The 18,593-nt window shown below is 66.4% G+C and carries 10 protein-coding genes; all 10 read left to right on the top strand.

Translation table 11 applies throughout. From position 1 onward, the window contains the following. Nucleotides 1-368 precede the first annotated feature (368 nt). The 10 genes from tcuA (at nucleotide 369) to ACWCRB_RS01965 (ending at nucleotide 18,589) form a co-directional block, all read left to right on the top strand. Nucleotides 369-1,817, top strand: a complete 1,449-nt coding sequence (gene tcuA, locus ACWCRB_RS02010; protein ID WP_450994142.1) for an FAD-dependent tricarballylate dehydrogenase TcuA — start codon at nucleotides 369-371, stop codon at nucleotides 1,815-1,817. A gap of 245 nt (nucleotides 1,818-2,062) precedes the next feature. After that, nucleotides 2,063-3,439 carry a lysine N(6)-hydroxylase/L-ornithine N(5)-oxygenase family protein gene (locus ACWCRB_RS02005; RefSeq protein ID WP_450994141.1) on the top strand — a complete coding sequence of 459 codons (1,377 nt, stop codon included), beginning with the start codon at nucleotides 2,063-2,065 and terminating at the stop codon, nucleotides 3,437-3,439. A gap of 21 nt (nucleotides 3,440-3,460) precedes the next feature. Then, nucleotides 3,461-3,736 (top strand): MbtH family protein, encoded by a 276-nt coding sequence (locus tag ACWCRB_RS02000; RefSeq protein WP_450994140.1) that lies wholly within the window; start codon nucleotides 3,461-3,463, stop codon nucleotides 3,734-3,736. Nucleotides 3,737-3,810: 74 nt separating this feature from the next. Continuing rightward, entirely contained in the window at nucleotides 3,811-4,224 is a 414-nt protein-coding gene (gene panD / locus ACWCRB_RS01995; protein WP_450994139.1) for an aspartate 1-decarboxylase, read from the top strand. A gap of 743 nt (nucleotides 4,225-4,967) precedes the next feature. Then, on the top strand, nucleotides 4,968-6,833 hold the full coding sequence (locus tag ACWCRB_RS01990) for an SIP domain-containing protein (protein ID WP_450994138.1): 1,866 nt from the start codon (nucleotides 4,968-4,970) through the stop codon (nucleotides 6,831-6,833). Between the two features lie 44 nt (nucleotides 6,834-6,877). Then, nucleotides 6,878-7,876: an ABC transporter substrate-binding protein gene (locus ACWCRB_RS01985; protein WP_450994137.1), complete on the top strand. Its 999-nt coding sequence runs from the start codon at nucleotides 6,878-6,880 to the stop codon at nucleotides 7,874-7,876. Further along, nucleotides 7,873-8,919 (top strand): FecCD family ABC transporter permease, encoded by a 1,047-nt coding sequence (locus ACWCRB_RS01980; RefSeq protein WP_450994136.1) that lies wholly within the window; start codon nucleotides 7,873-7,875, stop codon nucleotides 8,917-8,919. The genes ACWCRB_RS01985 and ACWCRB_RS01980 overlap by 4 nt, the downstream gene beginning before the upstream one ends. Further along, nucleotides 8,916-10,025, top strand: a complete 1,110-nt coding sequence (locus ACWCRB_RS01975) for a FecCD family ABC transporter permease (protein ID WP_450994135.1) — start codon at nucleotides 8,916-8,918, stop codon at nucleotides 10,023-10,025. The genes ACWCRB_RS01980 and ACWCRB_RS01975 overlap by 4 nt, the downstream gene beginning before the upstream one ends. Next, complete coding sequence (locus tag ACWCRB_RS01970) at nucleotides 10,022-10,909, top strand: ABC transporter ATP-binding protein (protein ID WP_450994134.1); 888 nt, start codon at nucleotides 10,022-10,024, stop codon at nucleotides 10,907-10,909. The genes ACWCRB_RS01975 and ACWCRB_RS01970 overlap by 4 nt, the downstream gene beginning before the upstream one ends. A gap of 174 nt (nucleotides 10,910-11,083) precedes the next feature. Beyond that, a complete protein-coding gene (locus ACWCRB_RS01965) occupies nucleotides 11,084-18,589 on the top strand; it encodes an amino acid adenylation domain-containing protein (RefSeq protein WP_450994133.1) in 7,506 nt (2,501 codons plus the stop codon). The last annotated feature ends 4 nt before the right edge of the window (nucleotides 18,590-18,593 follow it).

Here is an 18,593-nt window from a genome sequence, read left to right as displayed (position 1 = left end):
CGGTCGGTATCGCGTCGACGCACCGGATCGTGGCCACGGCGCGCAAGGCATTCAACGACGCGATGTACGGCGAGGCGTGGTTGATCACCTTCAACCGGCCGTCAAGCCACCGCGCACGCCCCCTCGCCCGACTTGTCACATCAGTGGCAGTGGTCCAGAACACACGAACATTCAATTTAGGTAAGGCTAAGCTACATTGCTGCAGGTTGAGCGGCGGACCAAGGACCGGCTGCGGCTCACACGGACAGTGCCGCCGCTCAGCCTGGCCACGGTCGATGCCGGCCGGTCGGGTTGTCGGTGGCGATTCACCTGGGTTGACGAGGCAGCTTGGTTCCCGAAGGAATGTCGCTGTCGGTGGGGAGGTGGACATGCGCGATCCGGAGGTTGTTGTGGTGGGCGGCGGAAACGCCGGTTACTGCGCAGCTCACGCGGCGGCCGAGCGTGGGCGACGCGTAGTGCTGCTGGAGAAGGCACCGCGGGCGCATGCCGGTGGGAACAGCTACTACACCCTGGGTTCGACCCGGATGGTGCACGACGGGCTCGGCGACCTGCTCGAGGTCCTCGAGCCTGATGAGCGTCACGCGCGTACCGAGGTCCCGCCGTATCCGGCGGCGGAGTTCCTGGCCGATCTGGAGCGGGTCACCGGAGGGCGGGGCGACAAGGAACTTGCCGAGGCTGTCGTCGAAGGCTCGCGTGACGCTGTCCGCTGGCTGCATGCATTGGGGCTGCGATTCCAGTTGATGTACGAGCGGCAAGCCCACGAACGTCCCGACGGGACCTTCGCGTTCTGGGGTGGATCGCACGTGCGCAACGTCGACGGCGGACCTGGGCTGATGTCGGCCCATGAGCGCGTCGCATCACGACTCGGAGTCGAGGTGCACTACAGCTGCTCGGTCACGGGGCTGATGACCGATGGTGGTTCGGTCGTTGGCGTTCGGATAGGCGATCAGGAGCTGCCGGCGGAGTCGGTGGTGATCGCCAGCGGCGGTTTCGAGGCGAATGCGCAATGGCGTCAGCGCTACCTGGGAGACGGCTGGCAGCACGCGAAGGTGCGTGGAACGCCGTACAACACCGGTGACCTGATCGGCGCGGCGCTGGAGATAGGTGCAGATCGTGGAGGCGACTGGTCAACTTGCCACAGCGTTCCGTGGGACGCGTCATTTCCCGAGAACGAGAGCAATCGCGCCTTGACGAACCGGCTCAGCCGGTACGGCTATCCGCTCGGCATCGTCGTCAACCGGCGGGGTCAACGGTTCTTCGACGAAGGCGCGGACTTTCGCAACTACACGTACGCGAAGTACGGCAAGGTGATCCTCGAACAGCCGGGTTCGGTGGCGTTTCAGGTATTCGATGCGAAGTCGCGCCCGATGCTGGCGGCGTACGAGTACGAGATGCCCGGGATCGTCCCGCTTGTCGCCAACAGCGTCGAAGAGCTTGCCACGGCCATGGATGTCGATGTCGACGGATTCGTGCGGACGGTTCGGGAGTTCAACTCATCGATCGACACCAGCCGTCCGCTCGATGCGACGATCAAGGATGGCCGCAGCGCAGCGGTGGAGCCCGTCAAGAGCAATTGGGCATCGGCGGTCGAGGCGCCGCCGTACTACGCGTATCCGGTGACTTGTGGAATCAGTTTCACCTTCGGTGGCCTTCGCGGTGACGTTGACGGCCGGGTGCTTGATCGGTCGGGTGAGCCCATCCCCGGACTCTTCGCGTGCGGTGAAACGCTCGGCGGGCTCTTCAGCGCGAACTACCCGACAGGCGCTGGCCTGACCGCGGGAATGGTGATCGGGCGACGTGCCGGCTCGCTCGCCTGAGCCGCTGCTCAGGACGCGTGCACACGTGCGGTCGGAAGCCGCCGTGCGGCCCGCATGCCTCGGGACGAGCGTCGGCCGCCGATCGGACAGGCGATCTCCTCAGAGGTGCGTCGCGGTGGCTTGCGGCGCACACCAACTGAGGTTAGGTTTACCTAAGTTATTGGTGCTATGGTTGGCCCTCGATGAGGGATGGCCGGTCTTTGCGCCGTTCGTTCGCGACCTGTGGCAAAAGGGGCCGTTACCGGATGACGAAGGATGAGTTGCTCAAGGGCGGTGACCGTCGTCTCGGATCGGGAGATGGTGCCGACGGCGAGGTCGACATTCTTGGTATCGGTTTCGGGCCGTCGAACCTGAGCCTGGCGATCGCGATTGAGGAACTCAATGATCGTCGCCGTGCGGGCCGACGGCTGACGGCGAGGTTTGTCGATGTCCGGCGGCAGTTCGGGTGGCATGACGGGATGTTGCTGCCGGGCGCGACCATGCAGATCAGTTTCCTGAAAGATCTGGTCTCGCCGCGGACCCCGACCAGTTCGTTCACGTTCCTGAACTACCTGCATGAGGAGGGTCGGTTCTCCGACTTCATCAATCTCAAGACGTTCTTCCCGACGCGACGCGAGTTCCACGGGTACCTGAGCTGGGCCGCGAGCCGGATCGACCTTCCGGTCTCCTATGGTACGAGGGCGACCTGTATCGACTGGAGTGGCGGGAGGTTCGAGGTCGCGCTCGAGACCGTGGTCGACGGCTCGGAAGTGACGAGGGTCGCGGCACGTCATGTGGTGATCGGCTCCGGTAGCCGGCCGGTGCTGCCGGAGGGGATCGTGCCGGGAGCCAGGGTGTTCCACAACCATCAGTTGCTGAACAGGCTCGCCGAGTTGCCCTCGCGGCCGCACGGCCGCTTCCTTGTCGTAGGGTCCGGGCAAAGTGCGGCGGAGGTCGCTGCGTACCTCCACGATTCGTATCCCGATGCCGAAGTACACGCGTCCTTCCGCCGGTACGGCTATACCCCGTCCGATGACACGCCCTACGCCAACCGCATCTTCGATCCGGAGGCGGTCGACGAGTTCTACACGGCACCGCCGGAGCTCAAGCAGCAACTGCTGGACCATCACTGGCAGACCAACTACTCCGCCGTCGATGCCGACCTCATCAAGGATCTCTACCGGCGTGAGTACGACGAAAGCACGCGTGGTGTGCGTCGGCTGATCGTGCACCGGGTCACCGGGATCGAGCGGCTGAGCGAGGGCTCCGACGGGGTCGCAGTGACGATCCGTGACCTGGGAAACCGGGGCAGCACCACGCTCGAGGTCGACGCTGCCGTCTTCGCCACCGGGTTCCGCCCCACGGACACCAGCAGCATGCTCGGGCCGAGCATTGACGGGTCGTCCTCGTTCGAGGGGGATCTCCCGATCGTCGAGCGTGACTACCGGCTGCGTCTGCGCAGCGTTCCCGAACGGATCTTCCTCAACGGCGGGGTCCTGCACAGTCACGGGTTGACCTCGTCCCTGCTGTCCAACGTCGCGGTCCGCGCCGCCGACATTCTGCGTGCGATCACCGGCGAGCAGCCCGATCACCCCGCCACCCGGCCACGATTGCCTGCTGCGATCCGGACCGACCCCCGATAGGAACAACGAGGAGCAGCACTCATGGCCCAGAACCCGTTCGACGACGACAACGGTTCCTTCTACGCGTTGATCAACCGCGAGGAGCAACACTCGTTGTGGCCGACGTTCAAGCCGGTGCCGACCGGTTGGAGCATCGCGTACGGCGAACCCGGCGGCAGACCGCGCCAGGAAGTACTCGACTGGATCGACGAGCACTGGACCGACATCCGCCCGAAGTCGTTGCGCGATCACATTTCCCGGTACGAGACACACAACACCGACAAGGCCGCCGGCACCTCCGATGCCGCCCTTGCGTAGCAAGTCGGCCCGAACATCATCGACTGATCCGCAGAACCCACCCCGCACAACTCATAGAGGAAGAGGAGCCGGACATGCTTCGCGAAGTCCTGGGCGGAAAAATCCACCGCGCCACCGTCACCCAGGCCGACTTGCACTACGTGGGTTCGCTGACACTCGATGAAGACCTCGCACGTGCCGCGGGCCTGACCGAAGGTGAGAAGGTTCAAGTCGTCGACATCACCAACGGGGCCCGTCTCGAGACCTACATCATCATCGGGCCCGCTGGAAGTGGCGAGATCTGCATCAACGGCGCGGCGGCACATCTCGTCCACCCCGGCGACCTGGTGATCATCATGTCTTTCGTGCTGGCCGAGGAGTCCGAACTGGCCGGCTACCAGCCCAAGGTCGTACACGTCGACGCCACCAACCGCATCATCGCCTTGGGCAACGACCTCGCCGAGCCGGTCCCAGGGGCGGACGATCAGGTTTCCTCTCGCGTGAGGTGAGCCTTCGGTACCAAGCCGGTGATATCGCGAACGGGTGCTTGTGGGCGGCATGGTTCTCCACCGGCAACTGCAGTGGCCCACTGAACTTGAGCCGGCCACCGGCACCCGACTCGACCAGTGTGATTTCACAGGTGAGTCCCGACACCACTGGGTTGGCGGCAGGCTCCTTCGGATCTGTCGGTAGAGGCGGGCATGTCGCCGGTTCTGAACGCCGCGATCCGTCGTCAGCTCGTGCTGGGCTGACGAATCGGGCGTTGCAGCGTGAGTTCGGGGTGGGCTACTGCGCAGTCGCTTCGGCGTTGGAGCCGGTGCGGCCTTCGCCACGCAAGCAGCGTCAAGCCCGCCGATCGCCCTCGACACGGAAGCCGCCCGCCACGGCCGGGTTGATCTGCTCTGCGTTGAGCTATCCCGACGCTGCGACCATGCCGGCAACCGTGCCCGGATCGGTCACAACCGCACGGTGGTTCCACCCGTCCGCGGGAATCCAGGCGCCCGCTCCGGCCTTGAGGTGGAACGCCTCGGCGCCGTCGATGCGTACGTGTGCTGTGCCGCTGTGGACCCAGATCAGCAACGGACGGCGGGGATGACCTGTCGAATCCGACCGTGCTCCCGAAGTCGGCGGCGGGCAGCCGGTGTTCAAAGCTGGCTTTTTAGGTAAGGGTTACCTAATATGATCCGAGGCTTGCGTCGATGGAGCGCGACCTCATCAGCCCGGAGGAAGATCGGAAAGGCCCGCTCTCAGCATGCCGAAGACCTCACGCCGTCTCACGGTGTATCCCCTGACCCTGCGGGAGGTCGAAGTCGTGCGGGTGGTGGACCTGACGCCGGGGATGCGACGGATCACGCTGAGCGGCGAGCAGCTCCGCGAGTTCACCTCGGCGAACGGCTTCCCGCAGCCGGCCTTCGACTCCCCTGGATTCGATGACGCCATCCGTCTGGTGTTCCGTCACCCCGGCCGTGCCGAGCCGGTGCTGCCGGTGCAGCAGGAGAAGGGCGTGGACCTGCCGAGGAACCCGCGGCCCCTGTCGAAGGTCTACACGGTGCGCCGCTGGGACCCCGAGGCAGGCGAGCTGGACGTGGACTTCGTCAGGCACGGCGTCGGCGTGGGTACCACCTGGGCGTACCGCGCCCAGGTCGGTGACCGCATCCACTTCTACGGCCCGAGCGTGTCTCGTGCGCTCCCGCACGACACGGACTGGCTCCTTGTCGCCGGTGACGACACCGCGATCCCCGCGATCGCCCGCCTGCTCGACGAACTCCCTGACAGCGCGCGGGCACAGGTGTTCGTCGAGGTCGCCGAGGACGCTCACCGGCTGGAACTGCGGGCGCTGCCACACGTCGAGGTGACCTGGTTGGTACGCGACGGCGCTGAGGCGGGTACGACCAGCCTCCTGCGGGACGCGGTCGGGAACACCGACTGGTGGGAGGGTCGTCCGTTCGCCTGGGTCGCCGGGGAGCACACGGCGGTACGGGATCTGCGTCGCCATCTGGTCGAAGACCGGGCAGTGTCGAAGGAGGACATCGAGTTCACCGGATACTGGCGCCGCGGCGAGGTCGTCGTCCTGGAGACTGACGAGGCGGTACCCGACCCCGAGAAGTCGATCACGCCGTTCGAGAAGCTCCACGAGCTGACCGAGCTGATCCGGCCGATCGCGATCCGCACCGCCGTCGAGCTGGGTGTACCCGAGCTGATCTCCCGCGGTGTCACCGGTGTCGCGGACCTGGCGGGCAGGACCGAATGCGATGAGCGGGCGCTGGGCAAGCTGCTGCGCTACCTGCACACCGTGGACATCGTGACCGAAACCGAACCGGGCCGCTACGGGCTGACGGCGGTGGGCGAGGTTCTGACCAACGAGTTCATGGCCGACACTCTGCACCCTGCTGGGGTGGTAGGCCGGGAGATGCTCGGCGTCCATGGACTCACCAAGTCGATCCGCACCGGCCGTCCCTCTTACGCATCTGTGACCGGGCAGACCTTCACCCACGTGCGAGCCGAACAGGACTACGAGGACCGCTACCTGGAACGCCTGGCGAAGTTCCAGCCCGCGCTGGCCATGTCGATCGCCAAGTCCGAGCTGCTCGCCGGGGTCCGGCATCTGGTGATCCACTCCGGTGGCGCGGGCGCCCAGGCCGGTGAGTTCGTCGCCGTCCACGAAGACCTGCGCGTGACGATCTGCGCGCTGCCCGCCCAGGCCGACTGGCTGCGCCGCGACCTGCCCGCCACCATCCCCGACGAACAGCAGCGCGCGCGGGTCGGCGTGATCGAGCAATCCGTCTTCGAGCCCGGCCCAGCCTCCGACGCCGTGTTCATCAGCCGCGCCCTCAAAGCCCTGCCCGACCCGGACGCCGCCCACGCACTGCGCCGGGCAGCCGAGAACCTCCTCCCCGGCGGCCGGGTGCTGCTGATCGAGGAGCTCTTCGACACCGGCGCCCTGGCCGAGCACGACGGCGAAGCAGACCTGCTCGGCCTCACCGTGCACGGCTCCGGCCTGCGCACCGCAGCCGAACTCGACTCGGTGATCACTCGCGCCGGACTGGTCCGCACAGCCACGCACACCGTCGGTTGGGGCACCACCGTCCACGAACTCGTACCCGCCGGCCCCCACTGACCACCCCCCGCGCTCCGATGAAGAAGAAAAGGAAAAGCACACTCATGACCACGACACACCCGAGACGGCGCCGTGCGGCCCTGACCGCCGCGATCCTGAGCGCCGCGCTCGTCCTCACGGCCTGCGGCAGCTCCGACGACAGCTCCGACACCAGCGGCGACAAGACCGCCGGCAAGACTGCCGAGACCCGCACCGTCAAGGCCGGCAACGGCGACATCAAGGTCCCCACCGCCCCGCAGCGGGTTGTCACGATCGGCAACACGGACCTGCCGTTCATCGACATGGGTGGCAAGCCGGTGGGCGTCACCGGGGTGGCCGAGTCCGACCTCAGCCTGTTGCCGGAGGGGCAGCAGGCAACGTTCAAGAAGGCCACGAACCTCGGCGACGAGGTGGATCTCGAAAAGGTCGCCAGCCTCAAGCCGGACGTCATCCTGGTCCAGATTCCCGATGCCGAGTTCAAGAAGATCGAGAAGCAACTCGAGACGATCGCCCCGACAGTCTTCTGGGGGCTCGACACCGAGTGGAAGTCACTCGCCGAGGGGATCGCGCAAGCCGGCAACGTTCAGGCTGCGCTCGACCGGCAGAAGGCGGACTACGACGGACGCATCGCCAAGATAAAGCAGACCTACGCGGACGTCATCAAGAACACCAAGTTCGTCAATCTCGACCGCTACGCGAACTCCGACCCCGGGACGTTCGTCATCGCGGACATCGGGTGCGTCGAGATCGCCCAGGACGACATCGGCCTGAACTTCCCCAAGGCAGCCGCCGGCGCCGACCCCCTGGCCTATACGTCCCTGCCCTTCGAGCAGCTCACGAAGCTGTCCAAGTACAACGTGATCACCTACCCCGCCGACGCCAAGGGCCAGCCGACAGAGGTCTTCGCTCCGGTGGTCAAGACCAACACCTGGAAGGCGCTGTCAACCGTGAAGTCCGGTCACGCGCTCGGGGTCTTCTGCCCCGGCAACAACTCCTACGGTGCCGTTCTGCGATACCTGGCGTCGCTCGACACCGCACTGGCGACCCTCCCCGCCAAGCAGTGACGGACCTCGCGCTGCGACGACCCGTCGGTCCGGGCACCAAGGCGGTGTCCGGGCCGCGTCGTCGTGTGATCGGCCTGGTCGTCGCGCTCGCGGTGCTCCTGGGGTTGCTGGTGGCGAGTATGCTGATCGGTTCGACGACCATCCCGCCCGCCGTGGTGTGGGATGCCCTGTTCCATCCGACGAAGGACATCGACCAGTTCGCGATCCGGGACTTCCGGCTGCCGCGCACCATCGTCGGACTGGTCGTGGGTACGGCGCTGGGGGTCGCGGGGGCGTTGATCCAGGCGCTGACCCGAAATCCGCTGGCCGATCCGGGCATCCTCGGAGTGAACGCGGGCGCCACCTTCGCGGTGACGGTCGCCGTGGGGGTGCTCGGAGTCCGCGACATCCAGAGCTACATGTGGTTCGCCTTCGGCGGAGCGCTGATCGTCACACTCGTGGTGCTCGCCCTCGGGTCGACCCGACGCGGCCAATCGCCGGTGACGACGGTTCTCGCCGGGGTCTGCGTCACCCTGGTGCTCAACGGCGCTGGTCAGGCACTTGAGCTGACCAACCCGGACGCCTTCGACGCGATACGGTCCTGGAACGCGGGTTCGATCGTGAGCCGCCCGCTCGACCTGCTGTGGCCGGCCCTGCCGTTCTTCGCGATCGCGTTCATCCTGGTCTTCGCGGTGTCAGGCTCGCTCAACGCCATGGCTCTCGGTGACGAGCTGGCCGCCGCCCAAGGCGTCCGGCTGGTGCGCACCCGGATCCTCGCGATCATCGCGCTGACCCTGCTCGCCGGCGGCGCCACCGCGATCGCCGGGCCGATCGGCTTCGTCGGGCTGATGGTCCCGCACGTCGCACGCTGGTTCGTCGGCCCGGACCAGCGCTGGATCTTCGCCTACAGCGTGCTGCTGGCCCCGATCCTGCTGCTGACCTCCGACATTCTCGGGCGGGTCGTGATGCGGCCCGGCGAGATCCCCGTGGGCATCGTCACCGCCTTCGTCGGCGCCCCCGTGCTCATCGCGCTGGTGCGGCAGAAGAAAGCGAGCGGGCTATGAGCGCGCACAGCGGATTCGATCCGCACGCCGGCTCCTCCCGGACGGCCTGGTCGCCGGGGACGCGCCGCGTGGACTTCGGGCGGCGGGTGCTGGTGCTGCGGCGCCGGAGCGTCGCGGTGCGGTTCGACTGGCGCTCGGTCGTCGTCTGCTCGGTCCTCGCGCTGGCGATCGCCTGCATGGCCGTTCTCGCGCTGATGACAGGCTCGTACCAGCTCAGTCCGGGCGAGGTGATCTCCTCGCTGACCGGTGGGACGACCGGGCTCGTCCACGACATCGTGGTCGAGTGGCGGCTGCCCCGCGTCGCTGCGGCGGTCGTGTTCGGCGCCGCGCTGGGGGTGAGCGGCGCGGTCTTCCAGTCGACGCTGCGCAATCCGCTCGCCGACCCCGGCATCATCGGGTTCGCCGACGGCTCGTACACCGGGGCGCTGGTCGTGCTCCTCCTCGTCAACGGAACCTACTGGCAGTTGGTCGGCGGAGCCCTGATCGGCGGAATCGCGACGGCCGTCGCCGTGTACCTGCTCGCCTACCGGCGAGGTGTGCAGGGGTTCCGCCTGATCATCGTGGGCCTCGGCCTCTCGGCGATGCTCGGCTCGCTCAACGTCTGGCTGATCCTCAAAGCCGACCTGGACCAGGCGATGGCCGCCGCGGCCTGGCGGGCCGGGTCGCTCAACGGCATCTCCTCGGGCCAGGTCGTCTTCGGCGGCGCCTGCATTGCCGTACTCCTGCTGCTGGCGGGGATGTCGAGCCGGAAGATGCGGCAACTGGAGCTGGGTGACGATGCGGCGGCGGCCCAGGGCGTGCGGGTCTCGGCAACTCGTCTCGGGCTGATCGTGCTGGGGGTGGCGTTGACGGCGACGGTCACGGCCGCGTCGGGCCCGATCGCGTTCATCTCGCTGGTCGCGCCACAGATCGCACGCCGGTTGACCCGCAGCGCGGGGATCACCCTCGCTCCCGCCGCACTGGTCGGCGCGCTGCTCTGTCTGACGGCGGACTACATCGCCCAGCACGTCGCCCCAACCCCGTTGCCGGTCGGCATCATCACCGTCATGCTCGGCGGTGGGTACCTTGGCTGGCTGCTGATCACCGAGGCCAGGAGACACCTTTGAGCACCCACACCAGCGCCGCCAACGGCCTTGCGGCAGGGGGAGACGCACCCGCGTCCACTCCGCACCCGAGCGGCTCACGCCTCCACGTGGAGTCGGCGACGATCGGCTACGACAAGCGCGTCATCTCCCGAGAGCTGTCGGTGGCGATCCCCGACGAGTCGTTCACCGTGATCGTGGGTCCGAACGCGTGCGGCAAGTCCACCCTCCTGCGTGGCCTGTCCCGGCTGTTGAAACCGTCGGCCGGGCGGGTCGTTCTCGACGGCGCCGACATCAACTCGTTCAAGACCAAGGAGGTGGCGCGGCGGGTCGGGCTGCTGCCGCAGTCCTCCATCGCCCCCGAGGGCATCACCGTGGCCGATCTGGTGGCCAGGGGCCGGTTTCCGCATCAGGGGTTCACCCGGCAGTGGACCGAGGCCGACGAGCAGGCCGTACTGCGGGCGATGGACCAGACCTCGGTCACCGAGCTGTCCGGCCGTCTGGTGGACGAGTTGTCGGGTGGTCAGCGCCAGCGGGTGTGGGTGGCCATGGCGCTCGCGCAGCACACGAGCATCATGCTGCTCGACGAGCCGACCACCTTCCTCGACATCACCCATCAGATCGAGCTGATGGAGCTGTTCACCGACCTGCACCACGTCGGCCACACCCTGGTCGCCGTGCTGCACGACCTGAACCATGCCGCCCGCTATGCCACCCACCTGATCGCCATGAAGGACGGCCGTGTCGTCGCCGAAGGCCCGCCGGCCGAGATCGTGACCGCAGACCTCGTGCAGGAGGTCTTCGGACTCCGCTGCCTCGTCGTACCCGATCCGGTCGCCGGTACCCCGTCAGTTGTGCCCTTGGGCCGTGAACGCCCACCAGCGGCACCCACTACCGAAACGACCTGACCACGCACACCGTGCCCCGCGTTTCCCGGACAGCGCTTCGGCGGTGCTGGGTTGGGCGGCACCACGTTGCAAGGTTAGCCTAACCTTCATTAGGGTTACGGTGATCCTTGCCTCGGTCGGCTCGACCTGGTCTCAAGAGAAGTGGGTGTGCTTCCGTTGACGACTTTTGATCGTGTGGAGTTGACTGCGAGTCAGCGCGGCAACTGGGTGGCACGGAAGCTTGCTCCCGAGTCCTCGGTATTCTGCGCAGGTCAGCTGATCTGGCTGAACGGCCCGGTCGATCCGGCCCTGTTCGCGTCCTCGGTCGGTGTTGTTTTCGCGGAGACCGACGCGTTGCGGGTACGTTTCGGCGACGACGACGGTGTCCCTTTTCAATACATCGACACCGCCACGACACTCACGACAGAGATCGTCGACGCGGGCCATGGCGACGACCAGATCCGGGTACTGGCCCGCGAACAACTCACCGCAGCACCAGCCACCGCCGGAGAGCCGACGACCTGCTCGACCCTGATCCGCCGTGAGAACGGCACCTGGGCATGGATCCTGATCACCAACATCCTGCTCGTCGACGGCTACAGCATCTCTCTGTTCATACGCCGCGTCGCCGAGGTCTACTCCGCACAGCAGGCCGGCGATTCGGTCCCGGATCGCTGGTTCGGCACCCTGAAAAACATCACAGACGCCGACAAGCACAACGATTCCAGCGCCGAAGTAGACGCCACCTACTGGAGCAGTGTCCTCGGAATCGATTCCGCCGGCCACGAGATCGTGGAGGACTTGTCCGGGGTCTTCGTGTCGTCGAGTCGACCGGTTGTCGTTCCGATACCTGATGACGCCTACTCGAAGGTTCAGCAGTTCGCTCGCGCGGCTCGGGTCTCCTGGACTGATTCCCTGATCGCGTTGTGGGGTGTCTACACCGCTCTGGTCGATGGTCGTGACTGTGTGGCGGTCCGGGTTCCTCTGATGTTGCGAGACGATCGTGAATCACTGAAAACACCGAGCGCGATATCGAGGGCAATCCCGGTCGTCACCGAGATCAGCCCGTACGACACCTTCGGAAATGTTCTCGGGATCGTCGCGAGCCAGCTGAAGAATTCGCGGCGTCACACGGCTGTCGAAGATCACCAGATCGCCCGTCTATGGCCAAGCGGCCAAGCCTCGTACCTCACGCTCCCGACGATCAACATCAGACTCTTCGAATCGACGCCGCGCCTGGGCGACATTGCCGCGGTCCCCGAAACGATCAGCACCGGCCCGGTCGGCTCGCTCGACCTCGCGATCTACCGCAACCCCGACACCGGAATCCGGCTGGAGCTGTCCACCGGATCCGCCACGAGCGATCCGCTCTTGCACGCCGAACAATTCAGCCGTTTCCTCAACGCCGTCCTCGACGGGGCCCCGGCCCAAACCCTGCACGAACTGAGTACCGGATTCTCACCCGATGCCGATGGCCCGGACTTGACGTGGGCACCAGGCGAGACGCTCGATGTCGCGCCGACGACAGTGGACGCGCTGGTGCGCCGCCGGGTCGCGGCCGATCCGGACGCGGTCGCGATCGTCGCCGACGACGGCAGCGAACTCACCTACAGTCAGTTCGATGCACGGGTCAACGCTCTCGCTCACCTCCTGATCGAGGAGGGTGTGCGGGTCGGGGACCGCGTCGCGATCGCCATGGCGCGCTCGGTTGACCTGGTCGTGGCGCTTACCGCAGTGATGCGCGCGGGAGCGGCCTACGTGCCGATCGATCCGGGATACCCCGCAGAACGCATCAAGCACATCCTCGACAACGCCGCACCCAGCGTCGTGATCACCGACCAACAGACCGCCGGAACACACAAAAACGCACTGGGCGAACATCCCGCACCGCTACTCCGCATCGATGACCGCGACATACAGCAGCACCTGGCCGCCGGTCAGGAAACCGCCCCCGTTCCAGCCCGGCCGCTGAACGACCTCGACGCTGCTGTCGTGATCTTCACTTCAGGAACGACAGGCAACCCGAAGGGCGTGGCCCTCACGCACCGCGCGCTCGCCAACCGCCTCGCATGGGGCCAGCAAGTACTGGACTACAAGCCAGATGATGTGGCGCTGTCGAAGAGCGGCGTGGGGTTTGTCGATGCCGTGACCGAGTTGTTCGGGCCGATGATCGCCGGTGCCCGAATCGTGGTCGTGCCCGCAGAAACCGCGCAGGATCCAGCCGGCCTGCTCGACACGATTGCCCGGCACCGTGTCACCCATCTGCTGACCGTGCCCAGCCTGGCCGACGTCCTCGTCCGCCACGACGACGCACCCACAGCGCTGACCACGATCCGGTCCTGGGTCTCCTCCGGTGAAGCACTCACCCCAGGTACCGCGACCGCCATGCGAACGACCGCACCACAAGCAGTACTGCACAACTTCTACGGCTCGACCGAGGTCACCGGCGACGGCACAGCGGCCACCATCACCCACACCGACAACACCCCGATCGGTGCACCGGTCGCGAACACGACAGCACGCGTTCTTGACGCGTGGCTGCGTCCGGTGCCGGTCGGTGTGGCAGGTGAGCTCTACCTGGGTGGAGTGCAACTCGCCGACGGATACGTCGCACGCCCGGGCCTGACCGCTGACCGATTCGTGGCTGATCCGTTCAGTGACAACGGCGCGCGGCTGTATCGCACCGGCGATGTCGTGCGATGGAACTCCGTAGGGGAGTTGGAATACCTCGGTCGCAGCGACGATCAGGTGAAGATACGCGGGTACCGGATCGAACCCGGCGAAATCCGCGCCGTCCTCGAACAGCACCCAGCAATATCGGGTGCCGCGATCGCCGCCTTGGACCATCCCGCCGGCGGAAAATACCTCGCCGCGTACATCACCACGACCACGGACGCGGTGTCGATCGATGAACTCCGTGAGCACCTGGCACGATCGCTGCCGGACTACATGGTCCCCGCAACGTTCACACGCCTGGACCGATTCCCCGTCACCGCCAACGGGAAGCTCGATCGCCACGCGTTGCCGCAACCAGACCTGACCGCGGGCGCCGCCGATGGCCGGTCACCGCAAACCGCCACCGAGATCGCCCTTGCCGGCATCTTCCGCGACGTACTACACCTCAGCGACGACGTCGACCTCGGCGTGGACAACGACTTCTTCCGCATGGGCGGACACTCGCTGCTCGCCACACGAGTCGTCGCACGAGCCAACGCACTGCTCGGCGCCGCACTCACGTTGCGCGATGTCTTCGACCACCCCCGCATCAGCGAACTCGCCCGAATCGCCGACACCACCACCGCCACCGCTACCACCGAGACATCCAGCACACGAATCGGCGACCTACCACGCCCAACCCCACTACCAGTCTCATACGGACAACAAGCACTCTGGCTGATTGATCAGTTGGGTGGGCCGGGTGGGCGGTATGTGGTGCCGGTGGTGCTGCGTTTGGGCGGCGATCTGGATCCTGATGCTCTGATCATGGCGGTACGGGATGTGGTGTCTCGTCACGAGGCGCTGCGCACGCTCTTGGTGGAGAAGGACGGCACGCTACGTCAGGTCGTCCTTCCAGCGGACGAAACGGCCGACAGGCTCTCTCTGCTCGTTGAGGATGTCACGGGTGTTGATGCTGCCGGCGTGGATGCGCGGGTGGGCGCGGTGGTGCAGGCCGGGTTTGATCTCGCGGTCGACATCCCGATCCGTGTCGCGCTGCTACGCGCCGGCGCTGACGACTGGGTGTTCGTTGTCGCGGTACATCACCACGCAGTGGATGAATGGTCGTTCCCGTCGCTGCTGAGCGACCTGTCGACCGCTTATCAGGCGCGGGCCGCGTGGCAGGAGCCGGGATGGACGCCGTTGCGGGTCCAGTACGCGGACTACGCGATCTGGCAACGTGAGGTCCTGGGGGAGGCGTCGGATTCGGGTTCGCTGCTTTCCGAGCATCTTGCCTATTGGCAGGACGTCCTCGCGGGTGCGCCCGAAGAGTCCGCGATCACGCTGGACCGGGCCCGACCGGTGGCACCGACCCACCGCGGTGCGGATCTGCGGTTCACTATCGATCCACAGGTGGTGACCAGCCTGCGACAGGTCGCGGATGCGCAGGGCGTGAGCATGTTCATGACTCTGCAGGCCGCGACCGCGCTGACCGTTTCGGCGCTGGGCGCCGGTGCGGACGTGGTGATCGGTTCACCGGTCGGCGGACGCACCGAGGACGGCCTGGAAGACCTGGTCGGATACTTCGTGAACACACTGCCGATCCGCCATCGGTTCCACGCCGGTGACTCGATCACCGACGTTCTGCGGAACACCAGGCGAACGGTGCTCGGCGGGTTCGATCACCAGGCCGCGCCCTTCGAGGAAATCACCCGTGCGCTGGGCACCGAGCGGTTCGTCGGCCGCAACCCCCTCTTCCAGATCATGCTCACCCACCGCGTCGCCGACAGCCGCCGCGCGGGCGGCCTGCGCATCGGGAACGTCACGACGACACCGAGTCCCGCGGCGGTGGGCGCGGTCAAGACCGATCTCGACCTCGACATCTTCGATTCCCTCAACGGCCTGTCGGGGAAGCTCTCTTACGCGACCGATCTGTTCGATGGCGCTACCGCTGAGCGGTTTGTCGCCGTCCTCAAGTCGGTGCTGGAGACGATCGCTGCCGGTCCAGAGGCGCGGGTCGGTGACCTGGACCTGTTGCCCGCACCGGAGTCGCGACAACTCGACGCGTGGTCGTGTGGTGAGACGCTCGATGTTCCCGGGGCGACTCTTGACGAGTTGGTACGCCGACAGGTCGCGGCGACCCCGGACGTGGTCGCGGTCATCGCTGATGACGGCACTGAACTCACCTACGGCGACCTCGATGCGCGGGTCAACGCTCTCGCTCACCTCCTCGTCGAGGAGGGCGTGCGGGTCGGGGATCGGGTCGCGGTCGCCCTGCCGCGCTCGGCCGAGTTGGTGGTCGCGTTGGCCGGGGTGATCCGTGCCGGGGCGGCGTATGTGCCGATCGACCCCGACTACCCCGCCGAACGCGTCAAGCACATTCTTGCGGACGCCGAACCACGTGCAGTGATCACAGACCGGCACACCGCCGGTGTTCATGATCACGTGCTCACCGATCATCCTGTGCGCATCCTGTTCATCGACGACGAATCGGTGCGGCAACACCTCGATGCCGGCGCGATCGCCCCACCGCGGGTCTCGCGTCCGCTACTCCCGTCGGATGCCGCGTACGTGATCTTCACTTCCGGCACCACCGGACGCCCCAAGGGCGTTCAGATCAACCACGAGGCAATAGTCAACCGACTGTGGTGGATGCGTGATCGCTACCGGATCGGTGCTTCGGATCGGGTGCTGTTGAAGACCCCGTTCACGTTCGACGTGTCAGTGTGGGAGTTCTTCCTGCCGCTGGTCACCGGCGCAGTGGTGGTCGTGGCGCAGGAGGGCGGACACAAGGATCCGCAGTATCTGCTCGAAGTGATCGACCGTCGCGCGGTGACGGTCACTCATTTCGTTCCGTCGATGCTCCAGGCCTTCCTCACCTCGGACCCGGACCGGACGTCGGTGGGTTCGCTACGACGAGTGTTCTGCTCCGGCGAGGCACTGCCCGTGTCGCCCGCGGCCGGTGCCGTCGCGCTGTTCGAGAACGCGGAGTTGCACAACCTCTACGGGCCGACGGAGGCGGCCGTGGACGTGACCGCTCACCCGGTGGTTCAGGCCGAGCTCGTCGACGCGGTGGGGGTGCCGATCGGTGTTCCGGTGGCGAACACGACGGTGCGTGTCCTGGACACGTGGTTGCGTCCGGTGCCGGTCGGTGTGGCAGGTGAGCTCTACCTGGGCGGGGTGCAACTCGCGGATGGATATGTGGCTCGCGCGGGTCTGACCGCTGACCGATTCGTGGCTGATCCGTTCAGCGAGCAGGGCGAACGGTTGTATCGCACCGGCGATGTCGTGCAGTGGAACTCCCAAGGGCAGTTGGAATACCTCGGCCGCAGTGATGACCAGGTGAAGATACGCGGATACCGAATCGAACTCGGTGAAATCAGCGCCGTCCTCGAACAGCATCCAGGAGTAACGGGCGCGGCGATCGCCACCTTGGATCACCCGGCCGGCGGGAAGTACCTCGCGGCATACGTGACCACGGCCAGTGCCACGACGGCCAGTGCTACGACGGCCGAGGACGCGGTGCTGTTCGACGCGCTGCGCGAGCATCTCGTGCAGTCGCTGCCGGACTACATGGTGCCCGCGACGTTCCTGCGCCTGGACCGATTCCCGGTCACGGCGAACGGGAAACTGGATCGCCGCGCGTTGCCGCAACCGAGCCTGGCTGCCGGCACAGCCGACGGCCGGCCACCGGAAACCGACACCGAGATCGCCCTCGCCGGCATCTTCCGCGACGTACTGCACCTCAGCGACGACGTCGACCTCGGCGTGGACAACGACTTCTTCCGCCTGGGTGGCGACAGCATTTCCGCGGCACGACTCGTTGCCTGCGCTCGTGAGCACGATCTCACGTTCAAACTGTCCGAGGTGTTCGTACGACGGACCATCGGCGCCCTCGCCGCGCTGCTTGCGCCGCCGACGCACAGCGCCATTTCGGCCGAGCCGGTTCTTGTGCCGACTTCTGCTGCCCTCGAGCGCTTGCGCGAGGCGGACGCCGCGCCCGATGAGTACGTCTTCACCGAGCTGATCAACTTGCCCGCGCGGTCGACGAGCGAATCGGTCGCCTCGTCTTTCCGCTCACTCGTCGCTGACACGGACGCGCTTCGCCTGTCAGTTGACGCTAGCGGCCGGCGGCTCTGGTTCACCTACCTCCTACCTCCAGAAACAGTCCAGCCCCAGACCGTGGAGCTGACCGCCGACACGAACGTCGACGTTGACGCGATCAGGTCGGCCGCCGTTGATCTCATCGACATCTCGACCGGCCGCGCGGCTGCCCTCGCATTCACACACAACCCCGAGCAGACGGTTGCGGTGCTCGCCGTCCACGCGGCAACCGTCGACCGAGCCTCCCTGCACCATCTGGCGGAGGCACTTCAGCAGGCAGTGTCCGGCGTAGTGGAAGTGTCCCGCTCACCAGCGCTCCTCCCTGTACTCGAAGCCATCGAAGCAGCCGGCGACGCGGTCGCTACGGACGGCCTCGATCGTTGGAAGGGCCTTCTCGCCCGAGCCCGGACGATCGACGTACCCACCTTTGCTCATGCCACCGTCTCCACCTTCCGTTGGGACAGCTCCCTCACCGAAGGCGTCGTCAGCAAAGCCATCCGCAACGCGCTCCACTCAACAGGAATCGCACCACTGATCGGCGGCGTGGTCGACGAAGATGTCCCGCTGACTCCCGATGACAACCCGATGTCAGTCGGTCCGTTCACCGCGGTCGCCACCATCGCTCTCGACGAGGCCGAGCCGACCGCGACCGCCGAGCTGGCACTGCTGCGCTACCACAACAAGGCCGGACGCCGAGCATTGCGGCGTGCCCCCTCGCCCGCGGTGATCCTCACACGGGTCTATGGGCCGGACAGCGGGTCACCAACCCCAGAGGGCACCGAGCAGTTGTATCGCGCGGTTGTCCGGTATCACATCGCCCCGGACACGACAACGATCACTTTCCTCGGCTTCGCGGAAAAAGTGGTCACCGATCTCCGAGCAGCGCTGGCAGACCAACTCCGTCGGGCCGCCGTCGAACGTCAACCCTCCGGGTCGAGTTGAAGAA

It is taken from the genome of Streptomyces sp. NPDC002156 (assembly GCF_053593675.1).
Note: the sequence above shows the minus strand (reverse complement) of the source record. Positions and strands in the feature narration are given on the sequence as shown.